23 protein-coding genes and 1 pseudogene are annotated in these 24,059 nt (G+C 52.3%); 11 read left to right on the top strand and 13 right to left on the bottom strand.

What is annotated here, in order from left to right; translation table 11 throughout:
* Positions 1-91 precede the first annotated feature (91 nt).
* Positions 92-958 carry a LysR family transcriptional regulator gene (locus DQM29_RS15435; RefSeq protein ID WP_111741507.1) on the top strand — a complete coding sequence of 289 codons (867 nt, stop codon included), beginning with the start codon at positions 92-94 and terminating at the stop codon, positions 956-958.
* Between the two features lie 76 nt (positions 959-1,034).
* Here the strand turns inward: DQM29_RS15435 and DQM29_RS15430 are convergent, their stop codons facing one another.
* From DQM29_RS15430 to aspA, 5 genes are all read right to left on the bottom strand, one after another.
* On the bottom strand, positions 1,035-2,066 hold the full coding sequence (locus DQM29_RS15430; protein WP_170126559.1) for a DUF1176 domain-containing protein: 1,032 nt from the start codon (positions 2,064-2,066) through the stop codon (positions 1,035-1,037).
* A 33-nt stretch (positions 2,067-2,099) separates the two neighbouring features.
* A complete protein-coding gene (locus tag DQM29_RS15425; protein WP_111741505.1) occupies positions 2,100-3,857 on the bottom strand; it encodes a protein-disulfide reductase DsbD in 1,758 nt (585 codons plus the stop codon).
* A complete protein-coding gene (gene cutA / locus DQM29_RS15420) occupies positions 3,833-4,177 on the bottom strand; it encodes a divalent cation tolerance protein CutA (protein ID WP_111741504.1) in 345 nt (114 codons plus the stop codon). Before cutA ends, DQM29_RS15425 begins: the two co-directional genes overlap by 25 nt.
* A 167-nt stretch (positions 4,178-4,344) precedes the next feature.
* Entirely contained in the window at positions 4,345-5,646 is a 1,302-nt protein-coding gene (locus DQM29_RS15415) for an anaerobic C4-dicarboxylate transporter (RefSeq protein WP_111741503.1), read from the bottom strand.
* A 240-nt stretch (positions 5,647-5,886) separates the two neighbouring features.
* Positions 5,887-7,311, bottom strand: coding sequence for an aspartate ammonia-lyase (aspA, locus tag DQM29_RS15410; protein WP_111742127.1), 1,425 nt, complete (start codon positions 7,309-7,311; stop codon positions 5,887-5,889).
* 403 nt (positions 7,312-7,714) lie between these two features.
* Between aspA and DQM29_RS15405 the strand changes: the two genes are divergently transcribed.
* From DQM29_RS15405 to groL, 3 genes are all read left to right on the top strand, one after another.
* On the top strand, positions 7,715-8,200 hold the full coding sequence (locus tag DQM29_RS15405; RefSeq protein WP_111741502.1) for an FxsA family protein: 486 nt from the start codon (positions 7,715-7,717) through the stop codon (positions 8,198-8,200).
* A 185-nt stretch (positions 8,201-8,385) separates the two neighbouring features.
* Entirely contained in the window at positions 8,386-8,679 is a 294-nt protein-coding gene (locus DQM29_RS15400) for a co-chaperone GroES (protein WP_111741501.1), read from the top strand.
* A 50-nt stretch (positions 8,680-8,729) separates the two neighbouring features.
* Positions 8,730-10,376 (top strand): chaperonin GroEL, encoded by a 1,647-nt coding sequence (gene groL, locus DQM29_RS15395; RefSeq protein WP_111741500.1) that lies wholly within the window; start codon positions 8,730-8,732, stop codon positions 10,374-10,376.
* 138 nt (positions 10,377-10,514) lie between these two features.
* Here the strand turns inward: groL and DQM29_RS15390 are convergent, their stop codons facing one another.
* The 3 genes from DQM29_RS15390 to DQM29_RS15380 all read right to left on the bottom strand — a co-directional run bounded on the left by DQM29_RS15390 (position 10,515) and on the right by DQM29_RS15380 (position 13,865).
* The gene (locus tag DQM29_RS15390; protein WP_111741499.1) at positions 10,515-11,855 is read right to left on the bottom strand and encodes an MFS transporter; all 1,341 of its coding nucleotides are present in this window, start codon (positions 11,853-11,855) and stop codon (positions 10,515-10,517) included.
* 137 nt (positions 11,856-11,992) lie between these two features.
* The gene (gene idnD / locus DQM29_RS15385) at positions 11,993-13,039 is read right to left on the bottom strand and encodes an L-idonate 5-dehydrogenase (RefSeq protein ID WP_111741498.1); all 1,047 of its coding nucleotides are present in this window, start codon (positions 13,037-13,039) and stop codon (positions 11,993-11,995) included.
* Positions 13,040-13,091: 52 nt separating this feature from the next.
* Entirely contained in the window at positions 13,092-13,865 is a 774-nt protein-coding gene (locus DQM29_RS15380) for an SDR family oxidoreductase (RefSeq protein WP_111741497.1), read from the bottom strand.
* Between the two features lie 178 nt (positions 13,866-14,043).
* On the opposite strand from DQM29_RS15380, the gene DQM29_RS15375 reads away from it, so the two are divergent.
* Both DQM29_RS15375 and DQM29_RS15370 read left to right on the top strand, forming a co-directional pair.
* Positions 14,044-14,748 carry a FadR/GntR family transcriptional regulator gene (locus tag DQM29_RS15375; protein ID WP_111741496.1) on the top strand — a complete coding sequence of 235 codons (705 nt, stop codon included), beginning with the start codon at positions 14,044-14,046 and terminating at the stop codon, positions 14,746-14,748.
* 215 nt (positions 14,749-14,963) lie between these two features.
* Positions 14,964-16,212: pseudogene (locus DQM29_RS15370) on the top strand (enolase C-terminal domain-like protein).
* Positions 16,213-16,295: 83 nt separating this feature from the next.
* Here DQM29_RS15370 and fliB read toward each other — a convergent pair.
* Positions 16,296-17,507: a flagellin lysine-N-methylase gene (fliB, locus tag DQM29_RS15365; RefSeq protein ID WP_111741495.1), complete on the bottom strand. Its 1,212-nt coding sequence runs from the start codon at positions 17,505-17,507 to the stop codon at positions 16,296-16,298.
* 189 nt (positions 17,508-17,696) lie between these two features.
* On the bottom strand, positions 17,697-18,728 hold the full coding sequence (gene epmB / locus DQM29_RS15360; RefSeq protein ID WP_111741494.1) for an EF-P beta-lysylation protein EpmB: 1,032 nt from the start codon (positions 18,726-18,728) through the stop codon (positions 17,697-17,699).
* A 42-nt stretch (positions 18,729-18,770) separates the two neighbouring features.
* Between epmB and efp the strand changes: the two genes are divergently transcribed.
* The 3 genes from efp to DQM29_RS15345 all read left to right on the top strand — a co-directional run bounded on the left by efp (position 18,771) and on the right by DQM29_RS15345 (position 19,940).
* Positions 18,771-19,337 (top strand): elongation factor P, encoded by a 567-nt coding sequence (gene efp, locus DQM29_RS15355; RefSeq protein WP_111741493.1) that lies wholly within the window; start codon positions 18,771-18,773, stop codon positions 19,335-19,337.
* A gap of 74 nt (positions 19,338-19,411) precedes the next feature.
* Positions 19,412-19,543: an entericidin A/B family lipoprotein gene (locus DQM29_RS15350; RefSeq protein ID WP_111741492.1), complete on the top strand. Its 132-nt coding sequence runs from the start codon at positions 19,412-19,414 to the stop codon at positions 19,541-19,543.
* A gap of 43 nt (positions 19,544-19,586) precedes the next feature.
* The gene (locus DQM29_RS15345) at positions 19,587-19,940 is read left to right on the top strand and encodes a DMT family protein (protein ID WP_111741491.1); all 354 of its coding nucleotides are present in this window, start codon (positions 19,587-19,589) and stop codon (positions 19,938-19,940) included.
* A 28-nt stretch (positions 19,941-19,968) separates the two neighbouring features.
* Here the strand turns inward: DQM29_RS15345 and DQM29_RS15340 are convergent, their stop codons facing one another.
* Together DQM29_RS15340 and DQM29_RS15335 are read right to left on the bottom strand one after the other, a co-directional pair.
* Entirely contained in the window at positions 19,969-21,246 is a 1,278-nt protein-coding gene (locus DQM29_RS15340) for an MFS transporter (protein WP_197708835.1), read from the bottom strand.
* Between the two features lie 34 nt (positions 21,247-21,280).
* A complete protein-coding gene (locus tag DQM29_RS15335; RefSeq protein ID WP_111741490.1) occupies positions 21,281-21,700 on the bottom strand; it encodes a MarR family winged helix-turn-helix transcriptional regulator in 420 nt (139 codons plus the stop codon).
* Positions 21,701-21,934: 234 nt separating this feature from the next.
* Here DQM29_RS15335 and sugE point away from each other — a divergent pair, with 234 nt between their 5' ends.
* Complete coding sequence (gene sugE, locus DQM29_RS15330) at positions 21,935-22,249, top strand: quaternary ammonium compound efflux SMR transporter SugE (protein WP_111741489.1); 315 nt, start codon at positions 21,935-21,937, stop codon at positions 22,247-22,249.
* Between the two features lie 41 nt (positions 22,250-22,290).
* On the opposite strand, the gene DQM29_RS15325 is transcribed toward sugE, so the two are convergent.
* Positions 22,291-22,989 (bottom strand): TetR/AcrR family transcriptional regulator, encoded by a 699-nt coding sequence (locus tag DQM29_RS15325; protein WP_170126558.1) that lies wholly within the window; start codon positions 22,987-22,989, stop codon positions 22,291-22,293.
* Between the two features lie 294 nt (positions 22,990-23,283).
* On the opposite strand from DQM29_RS15325, the gene DQM29_RS15320 reads away from it, so the two are divergent.
* Positions 23,284-24,057, top strand: coding sequence for a cyclase family protein (locus DQM29_RS15320; protein ID WP_172622635.1), 774 nt, complete (start codon positions 23,284-23,286; stop codon positions 24,055-24,057).
* Positions 24,058-24,059: the final 2 nt, after the last annotated feature.

The following is a 24,059-nucleotide window of genomic DNA, read 5'->3' as shown; positions in this document are numbered from 1 at the left end:
GTCTTGTGGCAGAACTATCCGCCGTTACGGGTTTATTGACAAGCGAGAAGAATTTCCCATAGCCTAAAGAAAATCTAATGGGTAACTGTTTATGCGTGCAAATCTTCCCCTTAATGCGCTACGCGCGTTTGAAGCCTCGGCCAGGCATTTGAGCTTTACGCGAGCGGCGATGGAGCTCTACGTGACTCAGGCAGCCGTCAGCCAGCAGGTTCGTATGCTTGAGGAGCGCCTTGGTATGGTTCTTTTCAAGCGTCTGCCGAGAGGGTTGGAAATGACCGACGAGGCGCAGGCGTTGTTTGCCGTGCTCACTGACGTGTTCGGTCAGATTGAAAATATTTTTAATAAGTTTGAAAGCGGCGGATATCGCGAAGTGCTTACCGTGGCGGCGGTTGGCACCTTTGCCGTAGGCTGGCTTTTCCCGCGTCTTGAAAAGTTTCGGCAGCTGCATCCTTTCGTTGAGCTGAGGCTGCGTACTAATAACAACGTCGTTAATCTGGCGGCAGAAGGGCTGGATTTTGCCATCCGCTTCGGTTCTGGATCTTGGCCGTCAACCCATAACGACATGCTGCTGAATGCGCCGCTCAGCGTGCTCTGTACGGCTGAAACCGCGCAGAGATTGAATACCCCCGCCGATCTTCTGAAAGAGAACCTGCTGCGCTCTTATCGCGTTGAAGAGTGGGACAGCTGGTTTGCCGCGGCAGGGCTGGCGGCGGAGAGAGTGAACGGCCTAGTCTTTGACTCATCGCGCCTGATGGTTGAGGCCGCTATTCACACCGGCGGCGTGGCGCTGGCGCCGCCGAAGATGTTTACCCGAGAGCTGGAGGCGGCGCAGCTTGTTCGCCCGTTTGATATCGACGTCGATATGGGAAGCTACTGGCTAACGCACCTGAAGTCGAAGCCTATAACGCCCGCCATGGAGATCTTTCGTGACTGGATTGTGAAGGAGGCAGCGGCGTAGCGCCGCCTGCAGATTCGGACAGTAAAACGCCCGCATAGCGGGCGTTATCGAAGTGAGCGCGTGAGTGAAAAGCGCGTTAGGGCTTCACGACGTGAGTGACCCAGTCATACAGCTTCCAGGTTCCTCCCGCGCGGATGCCCTTACAGGCTCCTGTGGTGTAAGACTGGCTTTTCTGAAATTCGCGGCCATCCCATGTCCATTCGTCCTGCGACCAGCAGTCGCCGATACCGCGGCCTTTCTGGCTTGACAGCAAAGCGCCGTTTCCATAGTAAGTGAAGTCAGTACCAATCAGCGTCGGCGCCGTTTTTAGCTCGCTGTCGATAAGCCAGTAGGCGCTGCCGTAGTTATAGGCGGCCATCCAGCATGCGCCTGTGATAAGCGAGTGCTTCTCGTCCAGCGCAATGACTCGCAGGCTTTCTTTGCGTGCGTTCTCTGTTTCGCCAGACATAAAGCATGAGTCTTCATTAAGCAGCGTTTGGCTTAATGCAGGCCACAGGGCGTCAAGCTTATCCTGAGGGAACGGCTTTTCTTTACTGTCTGGGAATATACTAGCGGCAACGATTTTAGGCAGCACTGGAGCAGGTGGTACACCGCTTTCGCTTTTGCTGCCTTTCTTCATCAGCGCACCGGACGTGCCCAAGCGCCCCTGAAATTCGTCCATTTTTAACAAAACGGCATTCACGCCGCTGCTGGAAATTTCCTGAGCCTTTGTGCCCTGATAAAATACGACCGGCTTGGATTGAATCAGCGCAGTAATAAGAGAGGAGGTTTGCTTTGGCGTTAAGATCCACTGGCCGTCTTCGCCCTGTTTCAGCGCAAGTTTGGCTCCGCTGTCGATAGACATCGTCACGCTTTCGGTGGTCGCTGTCTCGTCGTCAAAATCGCTGAAAACGACGGCCGCACTGACGTTTTTCCCGGCTCCCGCCTCCCGCGTTAGCAAAACGGAGATCGCGTTTTCTTCAACGCCGTACCCGGCCGCTCGGCAGGTGTGGGCGTTATCACAGACCATTTCCCAGTCTTTGTGGTCAAACGAGATGCCCTCGGATTCAGCTGCAAGGAGGGAATGGGAAAACAGCAGCGCTAGCGTTATAGCTAAAGAAGTACGCATGATTATCTCCATATTTATCGTTACTACTGTCCCTTAGTGAACAATGCCGTGGCGTTTCAGGTGTTCATGAAATGCCTGAGCGTCCATAAATCCGGTGACGCGCGCTTCGACGATCTCTTTACCCTGAGCGTCGAAGAAAAGGATGCTGGGCAGGCCAAGCACGTTAAGCTGCTTTAACAGCTGTGCGTGGCGTTCCTCGTTGGCAGTGACGTCAGCCTTAAGCAGAACCGTGCCGGAAAGCGCCTGCACCACGTCGGCGTGGCTCAGCGTTTCTTTGTCTAGCTGCTTACAGGCAACACACCAGTCAGCGTAGAGATCGAGCATTACCGGTTTGCCCTTGGCCTGAGCGATAGCCTGATTCAGCTCGCTGACGTCAGACACGTAGGCAAAGCGCCCTTCAGAGGGAAGGACGGATGCAGTCGGCGCACCAAAGGCCCAGTCCTGTAGAGGGCGAGCGCAGATAAACGCCGCAGCCAGCAGCACGATCTGCAGGACGCGTACCCACGAGGCGCTGGCTTTCAGGCTGGTAATAAACGCCCAGGCGAAGAAGGCAACGCCGAGGGCGCTCCACATGCGCAGACCCCATACGTCGCCGACAACGCGCTCAAGGAGGAATACCGGCAGGGCAAGGATCACAAAGCCAAAGGCGGTTTTCACGCTCTCCATCCACGGCCCGCTCTTGGGCAGCAGCCGGTTGCCAAAAACGGCCACCAGAATCAGCGGCAGGCCCATGCCCAGCGCGTAAAGGTACAGTGTTCCACCGCCCACCAGCAGGTTACCGCTTTGAGCAATATAGAGCAGAATAGCCGTCAACGGCGCGGTGGTGCAGGGGGAGCTGATAAGCCCCGCCAGTGCGCCCATAGCAAAGACGCCGAACGTGGAGCCGGACTTCTGGTCATTGCTCCACTGTGTGAGGCGAGTCTGTATGGAAGAAGGCATCTGCAGGGTAAAGACGCCGAACATCGACAGCGCCAGCAGGATAAACAGCGCCGAGAGCCCAATCAGCACCGCAGGGTGCTGGAAATAGGCCTGAAACTGCATGCCGGCAGCCGCGACGACAATGCCCAGCGCCGTATAGGTGATAGCCATCCCCTGGACGTAAACGAAGGCCAGAAAGAACGCGCGACCAAGGCTCATGCGCTGCTTGCTGCCGAGGATCAGGCTGGAAATCAGCGGATACATGGGGAGCACGCAGGGGGTTGCCGCAGCGACGATGCCGATAAGCAGCGCCCAGAGCGGGGAAAACGGCAGTGATTCGGTACTGCTTTCCTGCGTTGCTGCTGGCTGGCTGGCCGATGTTGATGTTGTTGATGCGCTCGATGAGGCGGAATCGGTTTCTCCCGACGTTAAGGCGCTTAGCGGTACTTTACGGGTTTCTGGCGGGTAGCAGAAACCGGCCTCGGCACAGCCCTGATAGGTCACGGTGACAATGGCGTCAGCGCTGGCCTGTGTCAGCGTCAGAGGAATATCCAGCGAGTTGGTGTACACCAGCGTTTCGCCGTAGAAATTATCGTGGTGAGTTTGCGCCTGTGGCAGGGTGAAAGGGGCAAGTTCGGCGCTCTTTGGCTCAATCTTTATCTGATGCTGGTACAGATAGTAGCCGGGAGCAATGCTCCACTTTAGCGTCAGCTGCTGGTTGTTTTGCTGAAAATCAAAGGCAAACGCGCTGTCGACGTTGAGAAATTTGTTCTTGCCGGAGAGGCTGTCAAATGGAGATGCCTGTATGCTAAAGGCGCTGAAAAGCAGCGCCAGCCAGAAAAATGCAATCAGTTTAGAGAGCCGTTTAGCCATGATAGATAGTCTTTATTACCGCCGCTGACGTCGATAGCCAACAGCTCTGGTGTTTCATAAGGGTGGTGCTGTTTCAGCATGTCCATTAGAGCGTCCTGATGCTGCCTGTCGGTTTTCAGCAGCATCTGCACTTCATACTCCTGCTCCAGCTTCCCGTGCCAGTGATAGAGAGACGTCGCGCCGGGCAGCAGGGTTACGCAGGCGGCGAGCTTTTCGTTCAAGACTTTGGCCGCCAGCCCTTGAGCGCTGGCTTCATCGGGTGCGGTGCATAAAACGAGCACAGCATGGACAGGTGATGCTTCAGAGCTATCTGATTTCATTATGTTTACCTCAAGCCGGTGGGAAAACACATGACGCATGGGAAACACTATACCGATCGAGGGGAGGATTGTCAGTAAACGGAAGGCGGCAGCGGAAAGAAAAGAATAGAGCAGAAAGAAAACTGGGGCGCATAGCGCCCCAGTGGGTTCCCAGAGATCTTTATAGATTACAGAACCATGTTGCCTACAATAAATCCGAACAGTACTGACAGGGCGATGGCGACAACGCCAGGGACCAGGAAGGAGTGGTTAAACACAAACTTCCCGATACGGGTTGAACCAGTGTCGTCCATCTGTACGGCGGCCAGCAGGGTTGGGTAGGTTGGCAGAACAAACAGCGCAGAAACCGCTGCGAAAGACGCCACTACGCCAACTGGAGAAACGCCCAGCGCCAGCGCAGCAGGCAGCAGAGCTTTTGCCGTTGCTGCCTGTGAGTACAGCAGAGTAGCAGCGAAGAACAGGATGATAGACAGCATCCAAGCGTGGTCTTGCAGCAGGCTGCCAGAGAACTCTTTGATCTCGTTGATGTGAGCCTGAACGAAGGTATCGCCCAGCCATGCAACGCCAAGTACGCAGACGCAGGCGCTCATACCGGACTTGAAGGTAGCCGCGTTCAGGATCTGGTTGGTGTCGATTTTACAGAACACGCAGATTGCCGTAGCGATGGTCAGCATGAAGACGATGATAGCGTGGTCACGACCCAGGATTGGGTTCTCGATCAGGCCAACAGAGCCGCTGATTGCAGTCGCATAGGCCATAACGGCGACGATACCGATCAGGAACAGTACCACAGACAGCTTGGCACCTGGCTTAATTACGATGTCGGCAACTTTGGTGTCGCTGACCAGACCTTTAGCGAGGCGGTCTTTGTAAACTGGATCGTCTTTCAGCTCGCAGCCAAGGAAGTTACTGACGATAGCGGTCAGCATTACGGCCACAAAGGTAGTTGGAATACAGATACCCAGCAGCATCAGGTAGCTAACGCCAACCGGCTCCAGAATGCCCGCCGTAAAGACGACCGCAGCAGAAATTGGAGATGCGGTAATCGCGATTTGTGAAGCCACAACGGCGATTGACAGCGGACGGGAAGGACGAATGCCCTGACCTTTCGCGACTTCGGCGATAACCGGCATGGTGGAGAATGCGGTGTGACCAGTACCTGCCAGCAGCGTCATGATATAGGTGACGATAGGAGCGAGGAACGTGATGTATTTAGGGTGCTTACGCAGTAGCTTCGCTGCGAGGCTAACCAGGTAGTCCATACCGCCGGCAACCTGCATAGCTGCGATCGCTGCGATAACGGACATGATGATTTGGATAACGTCAAACGGAATGTTGCCGGGTTTGATCTGGCAAAAAACGCTCAGCACCAGAACGCCAAGGCCTCCTGCGTAGCCGATGGCAATCCCTCCAAGGCGAGAGCCCAGATAGATTGCAAGCAGGACGATCACAAATTGCACTGCTAACATATAATTATTTCCTTGATTTAAGCGTGTTAAAAAATAGAGTTAACACAAAATAAAGCGCTGATATCGTTAATAGATGATAAAAAGGCATGTCTTCTATGCGATAACATGCCCTTTATCTCCTATTCCTGTTGCCGTTAATGTTGCTGCTTAGCTTGCTCTTGTGTTACTCCGGGCACTTCATCCGGGGATTTGCACCGTTGCCTCAGGCGGCAACTCAACATTCACAGGTATAACGATTGACTAGTCGTCGTAACGCTTAGCCTTGTACTCTGGGTGCATCAGGTTCTTCACAGAGAAGATGTCATCCAGTTGAGCTTCGGTCAGCAGGCCGCGCTCCAGAACAACTTCACGTACGCTCTTACCTGTTTCAGCACAGATCTTACCAACGATGTCGCCGTTGTGGTGACCGATGAACGGGTTCAGGTAGGTAACGATACCGATTGAGTTGAAGACAAAGGCTTCACACACTTCTTTGTTAGCGGTAATGCCGTCAACGCACTTCTCAACCAGGTTGTGGCAGGCATTGGACAGGATTTCGATAGACTCGAACATGGCCTGACCGATAACCGGCTCCATCACGTTCAGCTGCAGCTGACCGGCTTCTGAAGCCATAGTGACGCAAATGTCATTACCGATGACTTTGAAGCAAACCTGGTTAACGACTTCTGGAATAACCGGGTTAACTTTAGCTGGCATGATAGAAGAACCGGCCTGCAGTTCAGGCAGGTTGATTTCGTTCAGGCCTGCACGTGGGCCGGAGGACAGTAAACGAAGGTCGTTACAGATTTTAGAAACTTTAACAGCCATACGCTTAAGCGCGCCGTGAACCATAACGTAAGCGCCGCAGTCAGAGGTCGCTTCGATCAGGTCTTCAGCCGGTACGCAGGCAAAACCAGTCACTTCAGCCAGCTTTTTCACCGCCAGAGGAGAGTACTCTTTTGGTGTGTTCAGGCCAGTACCGATAGCGGTAGCGCCCAGGTTAACTTCCAGCAGCAGCTCTGCGGTGCGGTGGATGTTTTTCACTTCTTCTTTCAGCAGTACGCTGAACGCGTGGAATTCCTGACCCAGAGTCATAGGAACGGCGTCTTGCAGCTGAGTACGGCCCATTTTCAGGACTTCTTTAAACTCTTCTGCTTTACGGTCGAAACCAGCGCGCAGTACTTCGATCGCATCGATCAGCTTCATTAGAGAAGCGTAAACGGCGATACGGAAACCGGTAGGGTAGGCATCGTTGGTTGACTGGCACTTGTTAACGTGGTCGTTCGGGTTCAGATACTGATATTCACCCTTCTGGTGACCCATCAACTCAAGACCGATGTTAGCGATAACTTCGTTGGTGTTCATGTTAACGGAGGTACCCGCGCCGCCCTGATAGACGTCAACTGGGAACTGGTCCATGCACTTGCCGTTTTTCAGTACTTCATCACAGGCTTGAATAATAGTGTCGGCAATAGCGCGAGGAATTGTTTTCAGCTCTTTGTTCGCCAGCGCTGCTGCTTTTTTCACCATTACCATGCCGCGAACAAATTCAGGAACGTCACTGATCTTGCTGTTGCTGATATAAAAGTTTTCGATAGCACGCAGAGTGTGAACGCCGTAGTATGCTTCGGCAGGAACTTCGCGTGTGCCTAACAGGTCTTCTTCAATACGGATATTATTTGACATGTAAACCTTCTTTTTATACCAAGATGAATAAACAGTGAAAAACAAGCTGTAAAAAACTTCTATAACAAAAGCGTTGGAGCTCTTGATGTCGGTGATCATATGCTCCTTTTTGCCAAAAGTATGAACCTAGATCAGATAATTGACATCATAAGAAATATAAATGGCATAAACGTGATTTAAATCACACAAAAGAGGTAGGTGGTGTTTTTGTCGTCATCTGGATAATTTAAAGATAACATCACTAAATTATCGACTTTATAGCAGTACATTAAACTGGAATGTTGTTTTTTAATGGTGCGTTAATGAAGGGTCTCATTGGTGTTAATGGTTTTATTCATTCCGTTGGAAAACTTTTAACATAGTGACATAAAACGTAATGTTTTTATTGCATTAAGGAGTCGTTGTGCGTTGGTTGCTGCCTATTTTTTTGTTCCTGTTAGTCTATATAGAAATTACACTCTTTATTAAAGTTTCCGATGGCATAGGCGTGGCATTAACCCTGCTGTTGGTGATAGCAACATCCTGTTTGGGCGTCTCAATGGTGCGCCAGCAGGGCGTTCGCACGCTTATTCAGATGCAAACCAAGCTCAGCCAAGGGGAAAACCCAGCGGCAGAAATGGTGAAAAGCGTTTCTCTGCTGATTGCCGGTTTTCTGTTATTAATTCCCGGCTTTTTTACCGACTTCTTGGGGCTACTGTTGTTGCTACCACCGGTTCAGAAATTGTTAACGCTACGCATGTTGCCCTATATTCACGTGTTTGGCGCTTCGCCACCGCCCGGCTTTTCTGATGGAAATTCGCAGGGGCAGGGGGGATACACTGTAGAAGGCGAATTTGAACGCAAAAATGATGAAGACACCCAACGCCTTGACGATAAGCAAGACAAATAGACCGCCTGTTCAGGCGTGTGAACAATGGCTGAAACGTAGCCAAAGGCGTGCGCTGACAAATTTTTTTCTTTTTTCCTCTTGAAGCCGTCGGTTTCGCCCCCATTATCAAACCCACAGGGCGGGTAAACAAAAAGTTACCCGCTTAACCCTAACCTGGTAAGGACCTTCTTAAAGGAGAGCTATCAATGAAAATTCGTCCACTACACGACCGTGTGATTGTTAAGCGTAAAGATGTTGAAACTAAATCAGCGGGCGGCATCGTACTGACCGGTTCTGCAGCGGCTAAGTCTACTCGCGGCGAAGTGCTGGCGGTTGGCAACGGTCGTATTTTAGAAAACGGCGAAGTCAAAGCCCTGGACGTGAAAGTCGGCGATATCGTTATTTTTAACGACGGCTACGGCGTTAAAGCAGAAAAGATCGATAACGAAGACGTTCTGATTATGTCCGAAAGCGACATTCTAGCGATTGTTGAAGCGTAATTAATAACGCTCTTTTTTGAACTGAATGAAAAGTTAAGGGAAACCTCAAGATGGCAGCTAAAGACGTAAAATTTGGTAACGACGCTCGCACAAAAATGCTGCGTGGCGTAAATGTTCTGGCAGACGCGGTAAAAGTCACTCTGGGCCCTAAAGGCCGTAACGTCGTACTGGACAAGTCCTTCGGCGCACCGACAATTACTAAAGACGGCGTGTCCGTTGCCCGCGAAATCGAGCTGGAAGACAAGTTTGAAAACATGGGCGCTCAGATGGTGAAGGAAGTTGCTTCCAAAGCCAACGACGCAGCCGGTGACGGCACAACAACTGCAACCGTACTGGCACAGTCCATCATCACCGAAGGCCTGAAGGCCGTCGCAGCGGGCATGAACCCGATGGATCTCAAGCGCGGTATCGACAAAGCCGTTGTTGCAGCAGTAGAAGAGCTGAAGAAGCTGTCTGTACCGTGCTCTGATTCTAAAGCCATTGCTCAGGTCGGCACCATTTCCGCCAACTCTGACGTTACCGTCGGCGCGCTGATCGCTGAAGCGATGGAAAAAGTAGGTAAAGAAGGCGTTATCACCGTTGAAGAAGGCACTGGCCTGGAAGACGAGCTGGACGTCGTAGAAGGTATGCAGTTCGATCGCGGTTACCTGTCTCCTTACTTCATCAACAAGCCTGAAACTGGCGCTGTTGAACTGGAAAGTCCATACATCCTGCTGGTAGACAAGAAGATCTCCAACATCCGCGAAATGCTGCCTGTGCTGGAAGCCGTTGCTAAAGCCGGTAAGCCTCTGGCCATCGTGGCTGAAGACGTTGAAGGCGAAGCGCTGGCGACTCTGGTGGTTAACACCATGCGCGGCATCGTGAAAGTTGCTGCTGTTAAGGCGCCTGGCTTCGGCGATCGCCGCAAAGCTATGCTGCAGGATATTGCTATCCTGACTGGCGGCACCGTGATTTCTGAAGAGATCGGTCTGGAGCTGGAAAAAGCGACTCTGGAAGATCTGGGTCAGGCTAAGCGCGTAGTGATCAACAAAGACACCACCACCATCATCGACGGTGTGGGTGAAGAAGGCGCTATCAAAGGCCGCGTTGCTCAGATTCGCCAGCAGATCGAAGAAGCGACCTCTGATTACGATCGCGAAAAACTGCAAGAGCGCGTTGCTAAACTGGCAGGCGGCGTTGCCGTACTGAAAGTTGGCGCTGCGACCGAAATCGAAATGAAAGAGAAGAAAGCCCGCGTAGAAGACGCCCTTCAGGCGACTCGCGCTGCGGTTGAAGAAGGCGTTGTTGCAGGCGGTGGCGTTGCGCTCATCCGCGTTGCTGCCAAGATCACTGGCGTGAAGGGCGATAACGCCGACCAGGACGTGGGCGTTCGCGTAGCGCTGCGCGCGATGGAGTCTCCACTGCGTCAAATCGTTGCTAACGCAGGCGAAGAGCCGTCAGTTGTGGCTAACAGCGTGAAAGCAGGCGAAGGCAGCTACGGCTACAACGCTGCTACTGAGCAGTATGGCGACATGATCGAAATGGGTATTCTGGATCCAACCAAAGTGACTCGTTCTGCACTGCAGTACGCAGCGTCTATCGCTGGCCTGATGATCACCACCGAGTGCATGATCACCGATATGCCTAAGGGCGATGCTCCTGACTTAGGCGCAGGCGGCGGCATGGGCGGTATGGGTGGAATGGGCGGCATGATGTAATCAGCTCTTTGAGCTGATGCCGCGCCCGGCCTTTTGAAAAACGAAAGGTCGGTTCCGCAAAATCGCAAAACGAAATGGGCAGGATAATTATCCTGCCCATTTTTTATGCCTATTTTCTTATTGTAGAAAACCTAGCCATTAACTGTCAGTCGCGTCTCTAAAGTCTCCCAGATCCCGATCGGCCACTTCCGGCATCACCAGAGCAGACAGCAGGCCAATGCAGGAATAGCAGATAAGCATGACTACGATGGGATACCAACTGCCGGTCATCTGGCAGAAGATCCCTGCCAGCAGTGGCCCGAGTCCGGTTGCAAACAGGCCGCCAATCTCTTTGGAAATAGCCATTTGAGAGAAGCGATTTTTTGCGCCGAACATTTCAGCCATGGTGATCCCTTCAATGGCAGCCTGCCCCAGCACCGCAACGCTGTGTATCAGAATAAGGCACAGCGTAATGGTGCTTACTGACTGGGCACCGTCAACGATGATTGACAGCATCGGGTAGGCCAGCACGATAGAGCACAGCGTCAGGACAATATAGGGTATGCGCCGACCAATCCTATCCGAGAGCCAGCCGATAAGAGGGATTGTGATAAAGCCGACGATCGAGCTAATCATCATGGCGTCAGTGGGGATGGCTTTATTAAAGAGCAGCGTTTGAACCAGATATCCGGCAAGGAAAGTCTGGATAATGCCTGAGTTGCCTGCCTGACCAAAGCGCAGACCGGTGGCGATCCAAAACGATTTACCCTTAAGCAGCTGTAGAATCGGCGTGCTTTCAGGCTGTGCCGCCTGTGGACTCGCATCGCCGTGTACGCCTTCAAATACCGGGCTTTCTTTCAGGTTCATTCGCAGCCAAATGGCAAATCCCATCACCACAAAGCTGGCTAGGAAGGGAATGCGCCAGGCCCAAGAGACAATGTCTTCGTTGCTGAAGGCGAAAAACATCACTGCCCAAATGGCCGTTGCGCTTAACGTACCGCAGTTAGTACCCATGGCGACCAGCGAAGCGATAATGCCCTTTTTGCCTTTAGGCGCATACTCCGCCAGCATAGTGCTGGCACCGGAAATCTCGGCTCCGGCTCCCAGCCCTTGAATAATCCGCAGGGCAACCAGCAGGATCGGAGCAAGAATGCCGACCTGTTGATAGGTGGGAAGGGCGCCAATCAGCGTCGTGCACACGCCCATCAGGGCAATAGTGATAAACAGCACTTTCTTTCTGCCTACCCGATCTCCCATTTTGCCGAAGAAAACCGCGCCAACAATGCGGGCAATGTACCCCGCGCCGTAAGTACCCATCGCCAGAATAAGCGCCATTGCGCCGGACTGCTCAGGGAAAAAGACTTCGTGAAACACCAGCGCAGCGCCGAGGGAGTAAAGCTGGAAGTCCATAAATTCCAGCGTGGTGCCGAGCCAACCGGATACGGAGGCTCTGATTAAATCGGAGGTGCTTCTTTCATTATTCGTAGAGGGTTGACTCATGATTTCACCATCACGTTAGCAAATTTTAGCGTCACGAAGCCTGTCCTTATCCGTGACGATAAAGAGATTTAAAATTAGCCGAATAGCTGACCGGATAAATGACGCTTAGGACGGCATTTATCCGGCAGAGCTATGAATTAAAAGGTGACCAGCACTTTTGAAGATTCATTTTTATCGCTGGCTTTGATCAGCGCGTCTTCAATATGGCGATAGTCATACTCGGAAGAGATAATCGGGCGAGGATCGATAATGCCTTTTTCCAGCCACGCTACCGCCGTCGCGAATTCGTTAATAAAGCGGAATGAGCCTTTCCAAGAGAGCTCCTTGGCCAGCATTTGGGCGACAGGAAACTGAACCGGGCTTGCGCCCATGCCGATTTGAACAATCACGCCATTAGGGCGGGTCGCAAAAACCGCTGAGTCAACAGCTGCCGCCGCGCCGCTGGCCTCAAAGACAACGTCAAAATAGCCGCGGTCTTTGTAGTAGCGCTCAGTTGCCTCACCGTCGCGGGGATCGAATGCGCCGTCGGCGCCCATTTCCAACGCGATGCTTCTGCACCTTTCGCTAAGATCTGAGGCAATGACTTCCGTTGCTCCAGCCGCTTTGGCTGCCGCAATAGTCAGGGCGCCAATAGGGCCTGCACCGATAACCAGCGCGCGCTTTCCCACAATGCTGCCAGCAACGTTAACCGCGTGAATAGCGACGGAGGTGGGTTCTGAAAAGGCCATGATCCGCGCAGCGACGTTGTCATCGTAGGGGTGACATTGAGATGCCGACACGGTGACGTACTGGGCAAAGCCGCCGCTGACGTGTGGATTAAACTGGGCGCTGCCCATAAAGCGCATGTTCGGACACTCGTTCTGTTTACCTTCCAGGCAGAAAGTACACTGGTTGCACGGGCGAGATGGATTGACCGCCACTTTTTGGCCTACTTTCAGCGAAGAACCCTCAGGAGCCTGATGAACTCGACCTACAAACTCGTGGCCGATAACCATCGGGTGTTTAATCACCGACAGTCCTGCCCTGCCTTCATGATAGTAGTGAATGTCGGAGCCGCAGATGCCGCCACATTCCACTTTTACGACGGTTTCCCGATCGGAGTAGCTAAGGGACTGCTGCTCGACCTTTACGTCTTTTTTGCCGTGCATGACGCAGGCATCGTATGTCAGCGTTTTGATTTCCATGTTGATATTGACTCTCTCAGTGCATATGGATGAGATTGACGCAGGGCAGGGATCAGAGAACCGACAGCCAGCCGCCGTCGACATAAATCACCTGACCGTTGATATAGTCAGAAGCGCTCGACGAGAGAAATACCGCTGTACCGATAAGCTCTTCGGTTTTCCCCCAGCGCTTGGCGGGGTTACTGTTTTTTACCCAAGCGTCGAACGCGGCATCCTGAATCAGGGCTTCGTTCATGTCGGTGAGAATGTAGCCGGGGCCGATGGCGTTGGCCTGAATGTTGTACTGACCCCACTCGGCGGACATCGCGCGAGTCAGCATTTTTACGCCGCCCTTCGCTGCCGTATAGGGTGCTACTGTTGGCCGAGCCTGCTCGCTAGTTAGCGAGCAGATATTGATAAACTTGCCGCCTTCGCCGCGGGCAATCATCCTTTTCGCTGCCTCGCGGGAAACCAGAAACGCACCGGTTAAGTGAATATCAACCACTCGCTGCCAGTCTTTCAGCGACAGCTCAACCATTGGCTGGCGGTGTTGGATACCCGCGTTGTTTATCACGATATCTACCTGAATGCCGTCGCGGTCGAGTGCTTCAAAGGTGCTGACGATCTGTTCTTCGCTGGCGACGTCCAGCACATAGCCTTTAGCGTCGTAACCGCCTGCACGGAGCTTCTGTACGGCTTCATTAAGGGTCTCTTGGCGAATGTCGCTGAGAATGATTGACGCACCGGCAGAGGCAAGTCCTTCTGCATAGGCAAAGCCAAGCCCCCGTGCCGAGCCTGTAATCAGGGCGGTTTTGCCTTTTAAATTGAAGAGATTAAGAGCATCCATTGTGTATTACCTTCGCTTTGTTTAACGTAAACAGAATTTATTGAATGTTGGCCTAGTTGTATTACATCAAGTTGTCATACAACACATAACTGGCAACAGTAATACCTTCTTGGTATACTTCCAACAATCTTGAATCTTCCTTTTTGTGATCTTGCTTGCAATAAATCGATGAGGCGCTATGGATAACGACGACGCAATTACGCGCAATAACATTGCCGAAGCGGTGTATCAGAAAATGCAGAAAAAAATACTGGATGAGGAGTGGCCCAAGGGAGAGCGGCTGCCGTCAGAGTTTGAGCTTAGCGAGATGTTTAGCGTAAGCCGAACCAGCATCCGTAGTGCAGTTCAGAAGCTGAGAAATCTAGGGCTGATTTATACCAAACACGGCAAGGGATCTTTTGTATCCAGCGAATTTGACAGCTTTGAGATGCTGTATCAAAACCGACCGATTCTACACCTGACGAAAAAAGAGTTTATGGATATGATGTTTTTTCGTCAAAGCGTTGAATTTAAATGTATTGAGTTGGCGGTAGAGAACGCAACGCCGGAAGATATCCTTGCCATTGAGGACGCCCTTAACCGCATGCTGGTGAGCAAGAACGACTACAAGAAGTATTCGCAGGCGGATCTAGATTTCCATATGGCGATTATTCACGCGGCTCACAATAAGGTTTTCTCTCATATTATCAAATATATCAAAGAGATGTATTACTTCTATCTTGAGGAGCTGAACCGAGTTCTCGGTATTACGCTGGAGAGTATCGACGCGCACATCAAGATTTTTATGGCGATCAAAAATCATGATATAGAAACCGCCAAGCAGTGCCTAGATAAGGCTATGGCGGAAAACATTGTTATGATCAATAGCTTGGATAACGTCTAGACACTGTTTATTTCCCCTGATTCGCCGGGTATGTCTGCCCGGCGCTGATTTTCCCATCTGTTCCACTTCTCGCATTTTCTATTGCTTTATTTTTAAAGACGCTTGATTTTGGCTATCGCCTTTGGTAGTAATACCTCATTGTTATATGATGTCATACAACATAGCGGTATTTTATCTTAATAGTGTGTATTTCACTTTATTTTCAGGAGTCATTCATGGTTACAGTTACAAACGTCAAAACTATCCTGACGGCACCGGGGGGCATCGATCTGGTGGTCGTTAAGGTAGAAACCAATCAGGACGGACTATACGGGCTAGGATGCGCGACGTTTACACAGCGGATTTTTGCCGTAAAGGCGGCCATTGATGACTATATCCGTCCTTTTCTGATCGGCAAAGACGCTGAGCGCATTGAGGATATCTGGCAGTCAGCCGCCGTTAGCGGCTACTGGCGAAACGGGCCGGTGATGAATAACGCTATTTCCGCCATTGATATGGCGCTTTGGGACATCAAAGGCAAGATGGCCAACATGCCGGTGTATCAGCTGCTGGGGGGCAAATGCCGGGACGGTATCCCGCTTTATCGCCACTGTGACGGCGCCGATGCTGTCGAAGCGGAAGACAACATTCTGGCGGCAATGGAAGAAGGCTACCAGTACGTTCGCTGCCAGATGGGGATGTACGGCGGCGCTGGTACTGACGATCTCAAACTGATCGCTACTCAGCTAAATCGGGCAAAAGACATTCGCCCTAAGCGCTCTCCGCGCACTCGCACGTCGGGGATTTACTTTGACCCGGACGCCTATGCCAGAAGCATCCCGCAGTTTTTTTGACCATCTCAGAAATAAAATCGGCTTTGACGTTGAGTTTATCCACGATGTGCACGAACGCGTTCAGCCGGTAGCGGCGCTGCAAATGGCGAAGTCGCTGGAGCCTTACCGCCTGTTTTATCTTGAAGACCCCGTTGCGCCTGAGCACGTCGACTTTTTGCAGGTCATGCGAAGCCAAACCTCAACGCCTATCGCTATCGGTGAGCTGTTTGTTCACGTGGCGGAATACAAACGTCTGATTACAGAGCATCTGATAGATTTTATTCGCTGTCATATCAGTATGATAGGCGGTATTACCCCCGCGAAAAAGCTGGCGACGCTGGCGGAGTTCCACGGTGTCCGCACAGCCTGGCACGGGCCCGGGGACATTTCCCCGGTTGGAGTGGTGGCGAATATGCATATCGACCTCAGCATTACTAATCTGGGGATTCAGGAATATACACCGATGAATGATGCCTTAAGGGAAGTTTTTCCCGGCTGTCCGGAAATAGATAACGGTTACGCCTATTTGAACGATGCGCCTGGGCTGGGTATCGACATCGATGAAGAGAAAGCCAAGCGCTACCCGGTAGAGGGTGGCCTGCCAAGCTGGACTAACGCACGCCTGCCGGATGGCACTGCCGCTCGCCCGTAGGGATTTATTGCTGCTTTACTTTGTTGAATGAAAAAACGCGCCGGGTGTTTACCCGGCGCACAGACTTATACTTACCCGCTAGCCTACCAGTGATTCAGCAGCTTGTAGATCCTTTCAGGATGATACAGGCCGAGCGAGATGAGAGTATTCGCTGACCGCTGATAGGCGTTGGTGTACTGCCTACGCCAGCGGTGGTAGATATTCACAATGTCGATCATTCTGGCTTTTTTGGTTCTTGAATGGGTCAACGCCCAGTAGGCCATCAGGCTGCGAATAATAAAGCAGTCAGCAATCAGCTGGTAATAGCATTCGTGGGACGACATGTGCGGGTGGTAGGGAAACGCATCGTGATACAGGCGATAGAACAGGTAGTTAGTGATCACGTGTGGGTACTCTTTGAAGATCGGCAGAACGTTGTTTTGCCAAGACTCTTCCAGCATAGCCATCTTTAACGCGCCGCTTTCTGGGGTCTGGTGGATAATATCCTGGTAGATTTCTTCCCAAAAGCTGGCCATAGAGGGCGTCGTTTCCGAGTTGGCTAACCGCGCCACCTGAGCGCCCATTTCGGCAAATACTTGCCAGCGAATGGCTTGGTCGTGGGGCAGAGTATTCATCTTGTGTTGGATGTTTTCAATACTCAGCAGTGCAGACTGTTCATCCAGCTTTTCCTTTAGACGAGCTGCGTTTTTACCGTCGTCGTAGGATTCGATTGGAATAGAGAGCACCAGTTGACCAATCGCAAACAGTCGCTCTGCGGGGGTCATTTCCGGGCGAAGGACAAACGCAATACTGGCAGCGTTAACTACCTGACAGGTATCGTTAAGCGGAGACTGGCTTTGACCGGAAAGCTGATGTTGGGACTCTGTCCAGATTGACGTTTGGCTCATCAGGATTTGGCCACAGGCTTCCGGGCACTCTATCGCCAAGCTTTTGCGCACTTCATGCTGCCAGCGTACGTTCACATAGGGGTAGTCAAGGCAGAAGGGTGGGCGCGTGTGCAGATCGTCACGGTCCCCAATGCGGCAATAAGTACAGGCGCGAGATTTGTCAAAAAATGGGCAGTAGTTGTCCTGATTAAGCGCGATAGTGCCCCAGTTATCTTCATCGATCTTTTTCACCTGAATGCTCTTCTGAGCGATGCCGCGGATCGTGAGGTCCTGACTTTTCAAGTATGAGCGGGTGCTGGTCTTGTCCAGCGGGATGGCTTTCCCTATGCAGCAGGTGCATAGGCATCCTCCGCCGTTGCATTGAAAACGTCTGACGTACTCGGGTTCGTAAACTGTAATAATATCCATTGCAATATCTAGCCGCACTTTCTGTCGTTTTTATATTTTTTTAACTTACCCATTGTGTTGCTAAACTAGCAAATCACTGTCGTTAAAAGCAAATAAGACTAGTGACTAAAAGTGTTTTATCTTTCTACTTTATGAAAACCAATAGAATATTTTTTAGCGCCTTTTAAACGCATTTTTTAGCTTTTACTATCATTCATTACCCATCAGGTTTAAGTTCAGCGGTACTTTGCTAGGCATGCCGCCCACTTCCCGCGTTAGCCGGGGCACCAGATAGCCGGAAGTGTTCGCCAGCATTTTTTCCATAATTCGCCGTGCCTGAGCGTCGTCTACCATAAAGTGCGCGGCGCCCTGTACTTTATCCAGCACGTGTAGGTAATAGGGCAGTATTCCGGCGTCAAACAAGGCGTTGCTTAACGCAATAAGCGTGTCAGCATCATCGTTAATGTCCTTTAATAGCACGCTCTGATTGAGAAGGGTCACTCCCGCGTCTCTCAGCCGCTTCATGCTCTCTTTGAGTGACGCATCGACTTCGTTAGCGTGGTTGATATGGCTGACCAAAACAATCTGTAACCGAGAGCGGGAGAAGCGCTCGCATAGAACCGCTGTTACCCGAGCGGGGATAACGACGGGCAGTCGGGAATGGATACGTAGTCTTTTTATATGGGGAATGGACTCCGCTTCGCTAAGCAGCCAGTCCAGCTCTTTGTCTTTTGCCATCAGAGGGTCACCGCCGGAGAAAATCAGCTCGTCCAGCTCTGTGTGGCGACGAACATAGTCTAGCGCCTGACTCCAGGACGCTCTATTACCCGGGTTTTCGTGATAGGGGAAGTGGCGGCGAAAGCAGTAGCGACAGTTGACTGCACAGCTGCCCTTGACCAGCAGCAGCGCTCGGTTTTGATACTTGTGTAATAGCCCTGGTGCAGCGGGAGACTGCTCCTCCAGCGGATCGTTGCTATATCCCGGCGTTAAGGTAAACTCGTCGGGCAAACCGATAACCTGCAGCAAAAGGGGATCTCGGGCGTCGCCCTTTTTCATTCTGGCGACGAATGCTCGAGGGACGCGCAGCGGAAACAGCTTTCGCGCCTCAATGCCGGCGCGAAGTATCGGACTGTCCGCTAACGATAAAAGGCGCAATAGCTCTTCGGGATCGGTAATAACGTCCGATAACTGCTGTAACCATTCTTCTCTATCTGTGGTGTTTTGGGTTACAATGTGCGCCATTTTTTGCTGTACTACCTAAATTAATTAAGAAAGAGGACCATTATGGCGTCTTATTCTAGCAACGATTTCCGTCCGGGTCTTAAGATCATGCTGGACGGCGAGCCTTGCGCTGTCATTGAAAGCGAGTTCGTCAAGCCCGGTAAAGGCCAGGCTTTTGCCCGCGTGCGTCTGCGCAAGCTGATTTCCGGCAAGCTGCTTGAGAAAACCTTCAAGTCCACCGACAGCGCAGAAGGCGCAGACGTCATGGATATGAACCTGACTTACCTGTATTCCGACGGTGAGTTCTGGCACTTCATGAATAACGACACTTTCGAACAGCTGGCCGCTGACGCCAAAGCCGTAGGCGACAACGCCAAGTGGCTGGTTGAGCAGGCTGAGTGTATTCTTACACTGTGGAACGGCGCGCCTATCGCCGTGACGCCGCCGAACTTCGTTGAGCTGGAAATCGTTGAAACCGATCCAGGCCTGAAGGGCGACACTGCCGGTACTGGCGGCAAGCCTGCGACGCTGTCTACCGGTGCTGTGGTAAAAGTACCGCTATTCGTACAGATTGGCGAAGTGATCAAAGTGGATACGCGCTCCGGCGAATACGTTTCTCGCGTGAAGTAATCGCCGCAGTCTGCAACAGGGCCGTTTTATAGCGGCCCTGTTTGTACTTGTAGGTTGAAAACGAAGGGGGCTATATGCTGAATTTCACCGGTAAAATCCTGTTAGTTCTGGCTTTGGCGGCAGCGCTCGGCGGCTGCAACACCGTGCGCGGCTTCGGCGAAGACGTGCAGCACGTAGGCGGCGCTATCCAGCGCGGCGCAAGCTAATCCGTCTCTTTCTGATTTTTTCTGTTATCAAAGGATAGCAGTTATGTCGTCTCTGTTTATCACTATCGGCCTGTTGACGCTGAGCAACGTGTTTATGACCTTTGCCTGGTACGGCCACCTCAAGTATTTTCACAGTAAAACCTGGGTTGTCGCAGCGCTAATAAGCTGGGGCATTGCGCTGTTTGAGTACCTGATTCAGGTACCGGCTAACCGCATCGGCTACGAGGTAGCCAGCGCCGGGCAGCTTAAGATCATTCAGGAGGTTATCAGCCTGACGGTCTTTATCCCTTTCTCTATGTATATCCTCAAAGAGCCTTTCCGCACTGACTATATCTGGGCCGGCCTGTGCCTGCTGGGTGCTGTGTTCTTTATGTTCCGGCACAAGATTATGGGGTAAGCGGGCGTAAACGCCCGCCGTTATTACATCAGGCTTTTGATGCCTGCATGGGTATCGCTACGCTCTTTTCTTTAATTGGCAGATTGACCAGAGCCGCCAGCAGCGCCAGCGCGATGTCAGCGTACCAGACCCACAGTAGACTGCCTTCGTTCTGCATTGCCACTCCTCCCAGCCATGCGCCGAAGAAGGCGCCAATCTGGTGAGTAAACAGCGTAAAGCCGAACAGAGTAGCCAGATAGCGGGTGCCGAACAGCTTACCGACGATCCCCGCCGTAGGCGGAACGGTGGCAAGCCAGGTGAAGCCGATAGAGCAGGCGAAAATATAGAACGTCAGCTCGGTTTTCGGCGACATCAGGTAGACGCCAATCATCAGCGCGCGTGAGGCGTAGAGCACTGCCAGAATGTACTTCATCGGGTAGCGCTTGCCGAGTATCCCGGCAAAAATGCTGCCAACAATATTACAAAGGCCGATAAGGGAAAGGCTGATGGCGGAAACGGAGGCCTCGTGGCCGCACAGGCTGACTTCCCCCGGCAGGTGGGTGGTAAGAAACGCCACGTGAAAGCCACAGGTGAAAAATCCCGCGTGTAGCAGCAGATAGCTTGGCGTGCGAAACGCCGCGCCGATTTGATGCTTTAACCCCAGCGAGTCTACGGGGCTGTGGGCCACTGCTTTGACCTTATGGGAGCCCACGTTGCCGTTTTTACATAAAAACCAGGAAGGTACGATAGTAGCAAGTGCCGCAGCGGCTAAAAAGAGAAAGCCAGAGGCCGCGCCTCGCAGGCTGACGATAGCCTGAATGACCGGTGCAAAAACAAACTGACCGACGGATCCCCCTGCGTTGATAAGCCCACTGGCAACGGAGCCTTTATCGGCAGGCAGTCGGCTAGCGACGACGCCGATCAGCACTGAAAAGCTTCCCGCCGCGGCACCTGCCGGGCTTAACAACCCCTGCGACAGCGTCAGAGGAAGAAATGACGACGCCCACAGCGTGCCGATTTGCCCCAGAGCGATAAGCAGTGCACCGACGACCAGTACAGAAAATGCCCCTTTTTTATCTGCCCAAGCGCCAAACAGCGGCTGAAAGGCACCCCACATTAGCTGCCCTATTGCCAGCGCCATGCTGACTTCGGCGATATCCATCGCCGTGTTTTCCATGATCGGGTGGACAAATAGTCCCACCGTTTGCCGAATGCCCATAGTCACCATCAGAATGATGCTGGCCAGAGCGATAGGCGGCCACATGCTGGGGGCGCGAGAAGGGGCGTCGCCCGACGCGAGACGCTCGGCGCTGTTACTGTTGTTCACGGAGGTTCCTTTTATCGTAGGGAGTAGATAATCGCTAGAGATTGCTAGCGATGTTAAAGAGGTGGATTAGGCGCTCGTGGTCGTCGCCGAGCCTGTTTTTTAATTCGTCCTGCGCCTGCTGCCACAGGGGAATGGCATTTTGCAGCGTGCGCTCGCCTTCGGGCGTCAGTCGCATTTTGCGTTTTCGGCTGCCGGGTGCGGAGGCGTCAGCAATCAGCCCTGCGGCAAGCAGCGGCTTTAGGGTGCGTACCAGTGTGCTTTTTTCCAGCCCTCTCTTCTGAGCCAGCTCTCCTGTACCGCATTCGCCGAGGCGAGCGATATTGACGAGCAGCGCATACTGATTGACGCTTATACCGCTCGCTTGGAGCACTTTGTCATAGTAGTCAGTCAGTTTCTGCGCGGTACGCCGAGTGCGAGTACACAGGCAGGGCTCAGTGGGCAGCGGCGTTTGCATGAGTGTTTGCCTAATTGATTTTTACCAAATGGTGTATATGCACCATTTAAAGTGAAGATGCGAAAAACGTCAACTCATTTTTTTTGGCAAAAATAGTGTCAATTCGGCTACAATAGAGACTACACGCGGCGTAGTGCGTCGTTGTGCAACGCTTATCTTTTTGACCCTCGGGACGGCCCGGCGGGTGACACCAATCAGGGGACGACCCCAACGTAAGTTAAGGGGAGTACCCACATGGCCTGGATTATTCTGTTTATTGCCGGTTTGCTTGAAGTCGTATGGGCGATTGGTCTGAAGTACAGTCACGGATTTACCCGGTTAACGCCGAGCATTATTACGCTGGTGGCGATGGCGGCAAGCTTTTTGCTGCTGGCAAACGCCATGAAAACCCTACCGATGGGTACAGCCTATGCAGTATGGACGGGTATCGGCGCTGTTGGTGCGGCGGTAACCGGTATTATTCTGATGGGTGAATCAGCGAGCGCAATGCGAATTATCAGCCTGTGCCTGATTATCTTTGGCATTATCGGCCTGAAGTTCAGCTCGTAATCCATAACAGACTGACGGCTCTGAACGTTCAGAGCCGTTTTTTATGACTCTTGCTGTTCCTCTTCGGGCATCGTTAGCGACGCCAGAATTTTCAAACTGCCCTGTAGATCCTGTTTCTTGTTGTCTGCTAGCCTTTCCAGCCCGGCAACGATAAACGCCAGCAGGTACTCACAGGCCTGCTCTTTGTTTTCTGTACTGTACTGCCCTTCCGACAGACCGCCGATGCGGTCGACTTCGGAGAAGGTGTTGCACATCACGCCGACCATAAAGTCGAATCCCCACTGAATGCCCGCTTCCCCCGCGTGAGGCATCGAGCGTCGCATTTCCTGCTGAAAGGCTCTGGCTCCATCGTCGAACTGCTCTTGAAGCAGTGTCAGATTGTAGCCCAGCAGTGTCGATACGATGTGCGCGTAGCTGCGCCAGCCTTCACCGCCGTTCAGATGCCAAAACAGGTAGGGCATGACAAAGGCGTGGACGATCTGCTCTAGGGGCAGCGGCGCATCGCCATTTTGCTGGCGAAAGTAGTCCAGCAGCTGAAGGCGAGACTGGCTGAGCTGGCCTATACGACGCTTAACGACCGCGTCAAACAGCGCTTCTTTGGTGCCGAAGTGGTAGTGTGCCAGCGCCAGTTTGACGTCGGCTTTTTGTGTGATCTGCCGGATGGACACGGCGTCGTAGCTGCTTTGGGCGAAAAGCTCTTCTGCGGCATTCAGGATTTTTTCGGATGTCGATATCTGCATGTTCATACCGTTAAGGCTACCGTCAAAGCGCCCGATAAGAGAGGTGAGCCCGTGCTGTGTGTGCGTAAAACGGCATTATAAGTCGTGCGGGAAAAAATGCGTTAGCTTTTGTGCAACAGTGACCGATTCAGGTCGAAAATTCACTCATTTTTTTATCATTCCAAAAACAAATTCTTTACCTTTTCAGCGGTTTTCCGATCTTGCTCACGATCCTGATAAAACAATTTGGACGACTGTCTAAATTAATATAGGTTGGACGTACGACCAATAATGAGAGTGACAGAGAGTACCATCATGAAAATCATCGATCTGAGCGTGACGATTGAAGACCAAACCCCCTGCGATCCGCCGTCAATGCCAACGCGCATTGACTACTGGGGGCACGATAAGGGTGCGGAGCACATGCGCCAGTTTTTCCCGACAGCAACAGAGAAAGATCTTCCCGGCGGGCTGGGCTGGTCAATCGAATACATCCAGCTAACCACCCACAGCGGCACCCATCTGGACGCGCCGTGGCACTATCATCCAACCATGAATCAGGGCGAACCCGCCCGCACCATCGACCATATTCCCCTTGAGTGGTGCTTCTCGGACGGCGTGAAGCTCGACTTCTCTAAAGTCCCCGGCGAAGGCGGAAAAATTACCGTCGAGATCCTGGAAGCGGAACTGGCGCGCATCGGCTATACGTTAAAACCGTTAGACATCGTTGTGATCCACACTGGCGCTATGAAGCACTGGGGCACGACTGCGTATACCAGCGCCGGTTGCGGCATGACCCGTGAAGCCACGCTATACCTATTGGAGCGCGGCATTAAGGTTGTCGGCACCGACGCATGGAGCTGGGATCGTCCACTGTCGCTGATTGCTGAAGAGTTTGAACAAACCGGCGATTCCTCGCTGATTTGGGAAGGGCACTTTGCGGGCATTGAGAGCGAGTATTACCACATGGAGAAGATGAACAATCTTGATAAACTGCCGCCGTTTGGCTTCAAGATTGCCTGCTTCCCCATCAAGATTAAGGCCGCCAGCGCAGGATGGTGCAGGCCGGTCGCCATGTTCGACCTCTGACG

Source organism: Leminorella richardii (genome assembly GCF_900478135.1).
GTDB lineage: Bacteria > Pseudomonadota > Gammaproteobacteria > Enterobacterales > Enterobacteriaceae > Leminorella > Leminorella richardii.
The sequence above is the reverse complement of the archived record's forward strand: the minus strand, read 5'-3'. Positions and strand labels throughout refer to the sequence as shown.

Coding starts and splice junctions, on each gene's coding strand:
- DQM29_RS15435 (WP_111741507.1), top strand. CDS start 92: ATGCGTGCAAATCTTCCCCTTAATGCGCTACGCGCGTTTGAAGCCTCG.
- DQM29_RS15430 (WP_170126559.1), bottom strand. CDS start 2,066: ATGCGTACTTCTTTAGCTATAACGCTAGCGCTGCTGTTTTCCCATTCC.
- DQM29_RS15425 (WP_111741505.1), bottom strand. CDS start 3,857: ATGGCTAAACGGCTCTCTAAACTGATTGCATTTTTCTGGCTGGCGCTG.
- cutA (WP_111741504.1), bottom strand. CDS start 4,177: ATGAAATCAGATAGCTCTGAAGCATCACCTGTCCATGCTGTGCTCGTT.
- DQM29_RS15415 (WP_111741503.1), bottom strand. CDS start 5,646: ATGTTAGCAGTGCAATTTGTGATCGTCCTGCTTGCAATCTATCTGGGC.
- aspA (WP_111742127.1), bottom strand. CDS start 7,311: ATGTCAAATAATATCCGTATTGAAGAAGACCTGTTAGGCACACGCGAA.
- DQM29_RS15400 (WP_111741501.1), top strand. CDS start 8,386: ATGAAAATTCGTCCACTACACGACCGTGTGATTGTTAAGCGTAAAGAT.
- groL (WP_111741500.1), top strand. CDS start 8,730: ATGGCAGCTAAAGACGTAAAATTTGGTAACGACGCTCGCACAAAAATG.
- DQM29_RS15390 (WP_111741499.1), bottom strand. CDS start 11,855: ATGAGTCAACCCTCTACGAATAATGAAAGAAGCACCTCCGATTTAATC.
- idnD (WP_111741498.1), bottom strand. CDS start 13,039: ATGGAAATCAAAACGCTGACATACGATGCCTGCGTCATGCACGGCAAA.
- DQM29_RS15380 (WP_111741497.1), bottom strand. CDS start 13,865: ATGGATGCTCTTAATCTCTTCAATTTAAAAGGCAAAACCGCCCTGATT.
- DQM29_RS15375 (WP_111741496.1), top strand. CDS start 14,044: ATGGATAACGACGACGCAATTACGCGCAATAACATTGCCGAAGCGGTG.
- fliB (WP_111741495.1), bottom strand. CDS start 17,507: ATGGATATTATTACAGTTTACGAACCCGAGTACGTCAGACGTTTTCAA.
- epmB (WP_111741494.1), bottom strand. CDS start 18,728: ATGGCGCACATTGTAACCCAAAACACCACAGATAGAGAAGAATGGTTA.
- efp (WP_111741493.1), top strand. CDS start 18,771: ATGGCGTCTTATTCTAGCAACGATTTCCGTCCGGGTCTTAAGATCATG.
- DQM29_RS15350 (WP_111741492.1), top strand. CDS start 19,412: ATGCTGAATTTCACCGGTAAAATCCTGTTAGTTCTGGCTTTGGCGGCA.
- DQM29_RS15345 (WP_111741491.1), top strand. CDS start 19,587: ATGTCGTCTCTGTTTATCACTATCGGCCTGTTGACGCTGAGCAACGTG.
- DQM29_RS15335 (WP_111741490.1), bottom strand. CDS start 21,700: ATGCAAACGCCGCTGCCCACTGAGCCCTGCCTGTGTACTCGCACTCGG.
- sugE (WP_111741489.1), top strand. CDS start 21,935: ATGGCCTGGATTATTCTGTTTATTGCCGGTTTGCTTGAAGTCGTATGG.
- DQM29_RS15325 (WP_170126558.1), bottom strand. CDS start 22,989: ATGCAGATATCGACATCCGAAAAAATCCTGAATGCCGCAGAAGAGCTT.
- DQM29_RS15320 (WP_172622635.1), top strand. CDS start 23,284: ATGAAAATCATCGATCTGAGCGTGACGATTGAAGACCAAACCCCCTGC.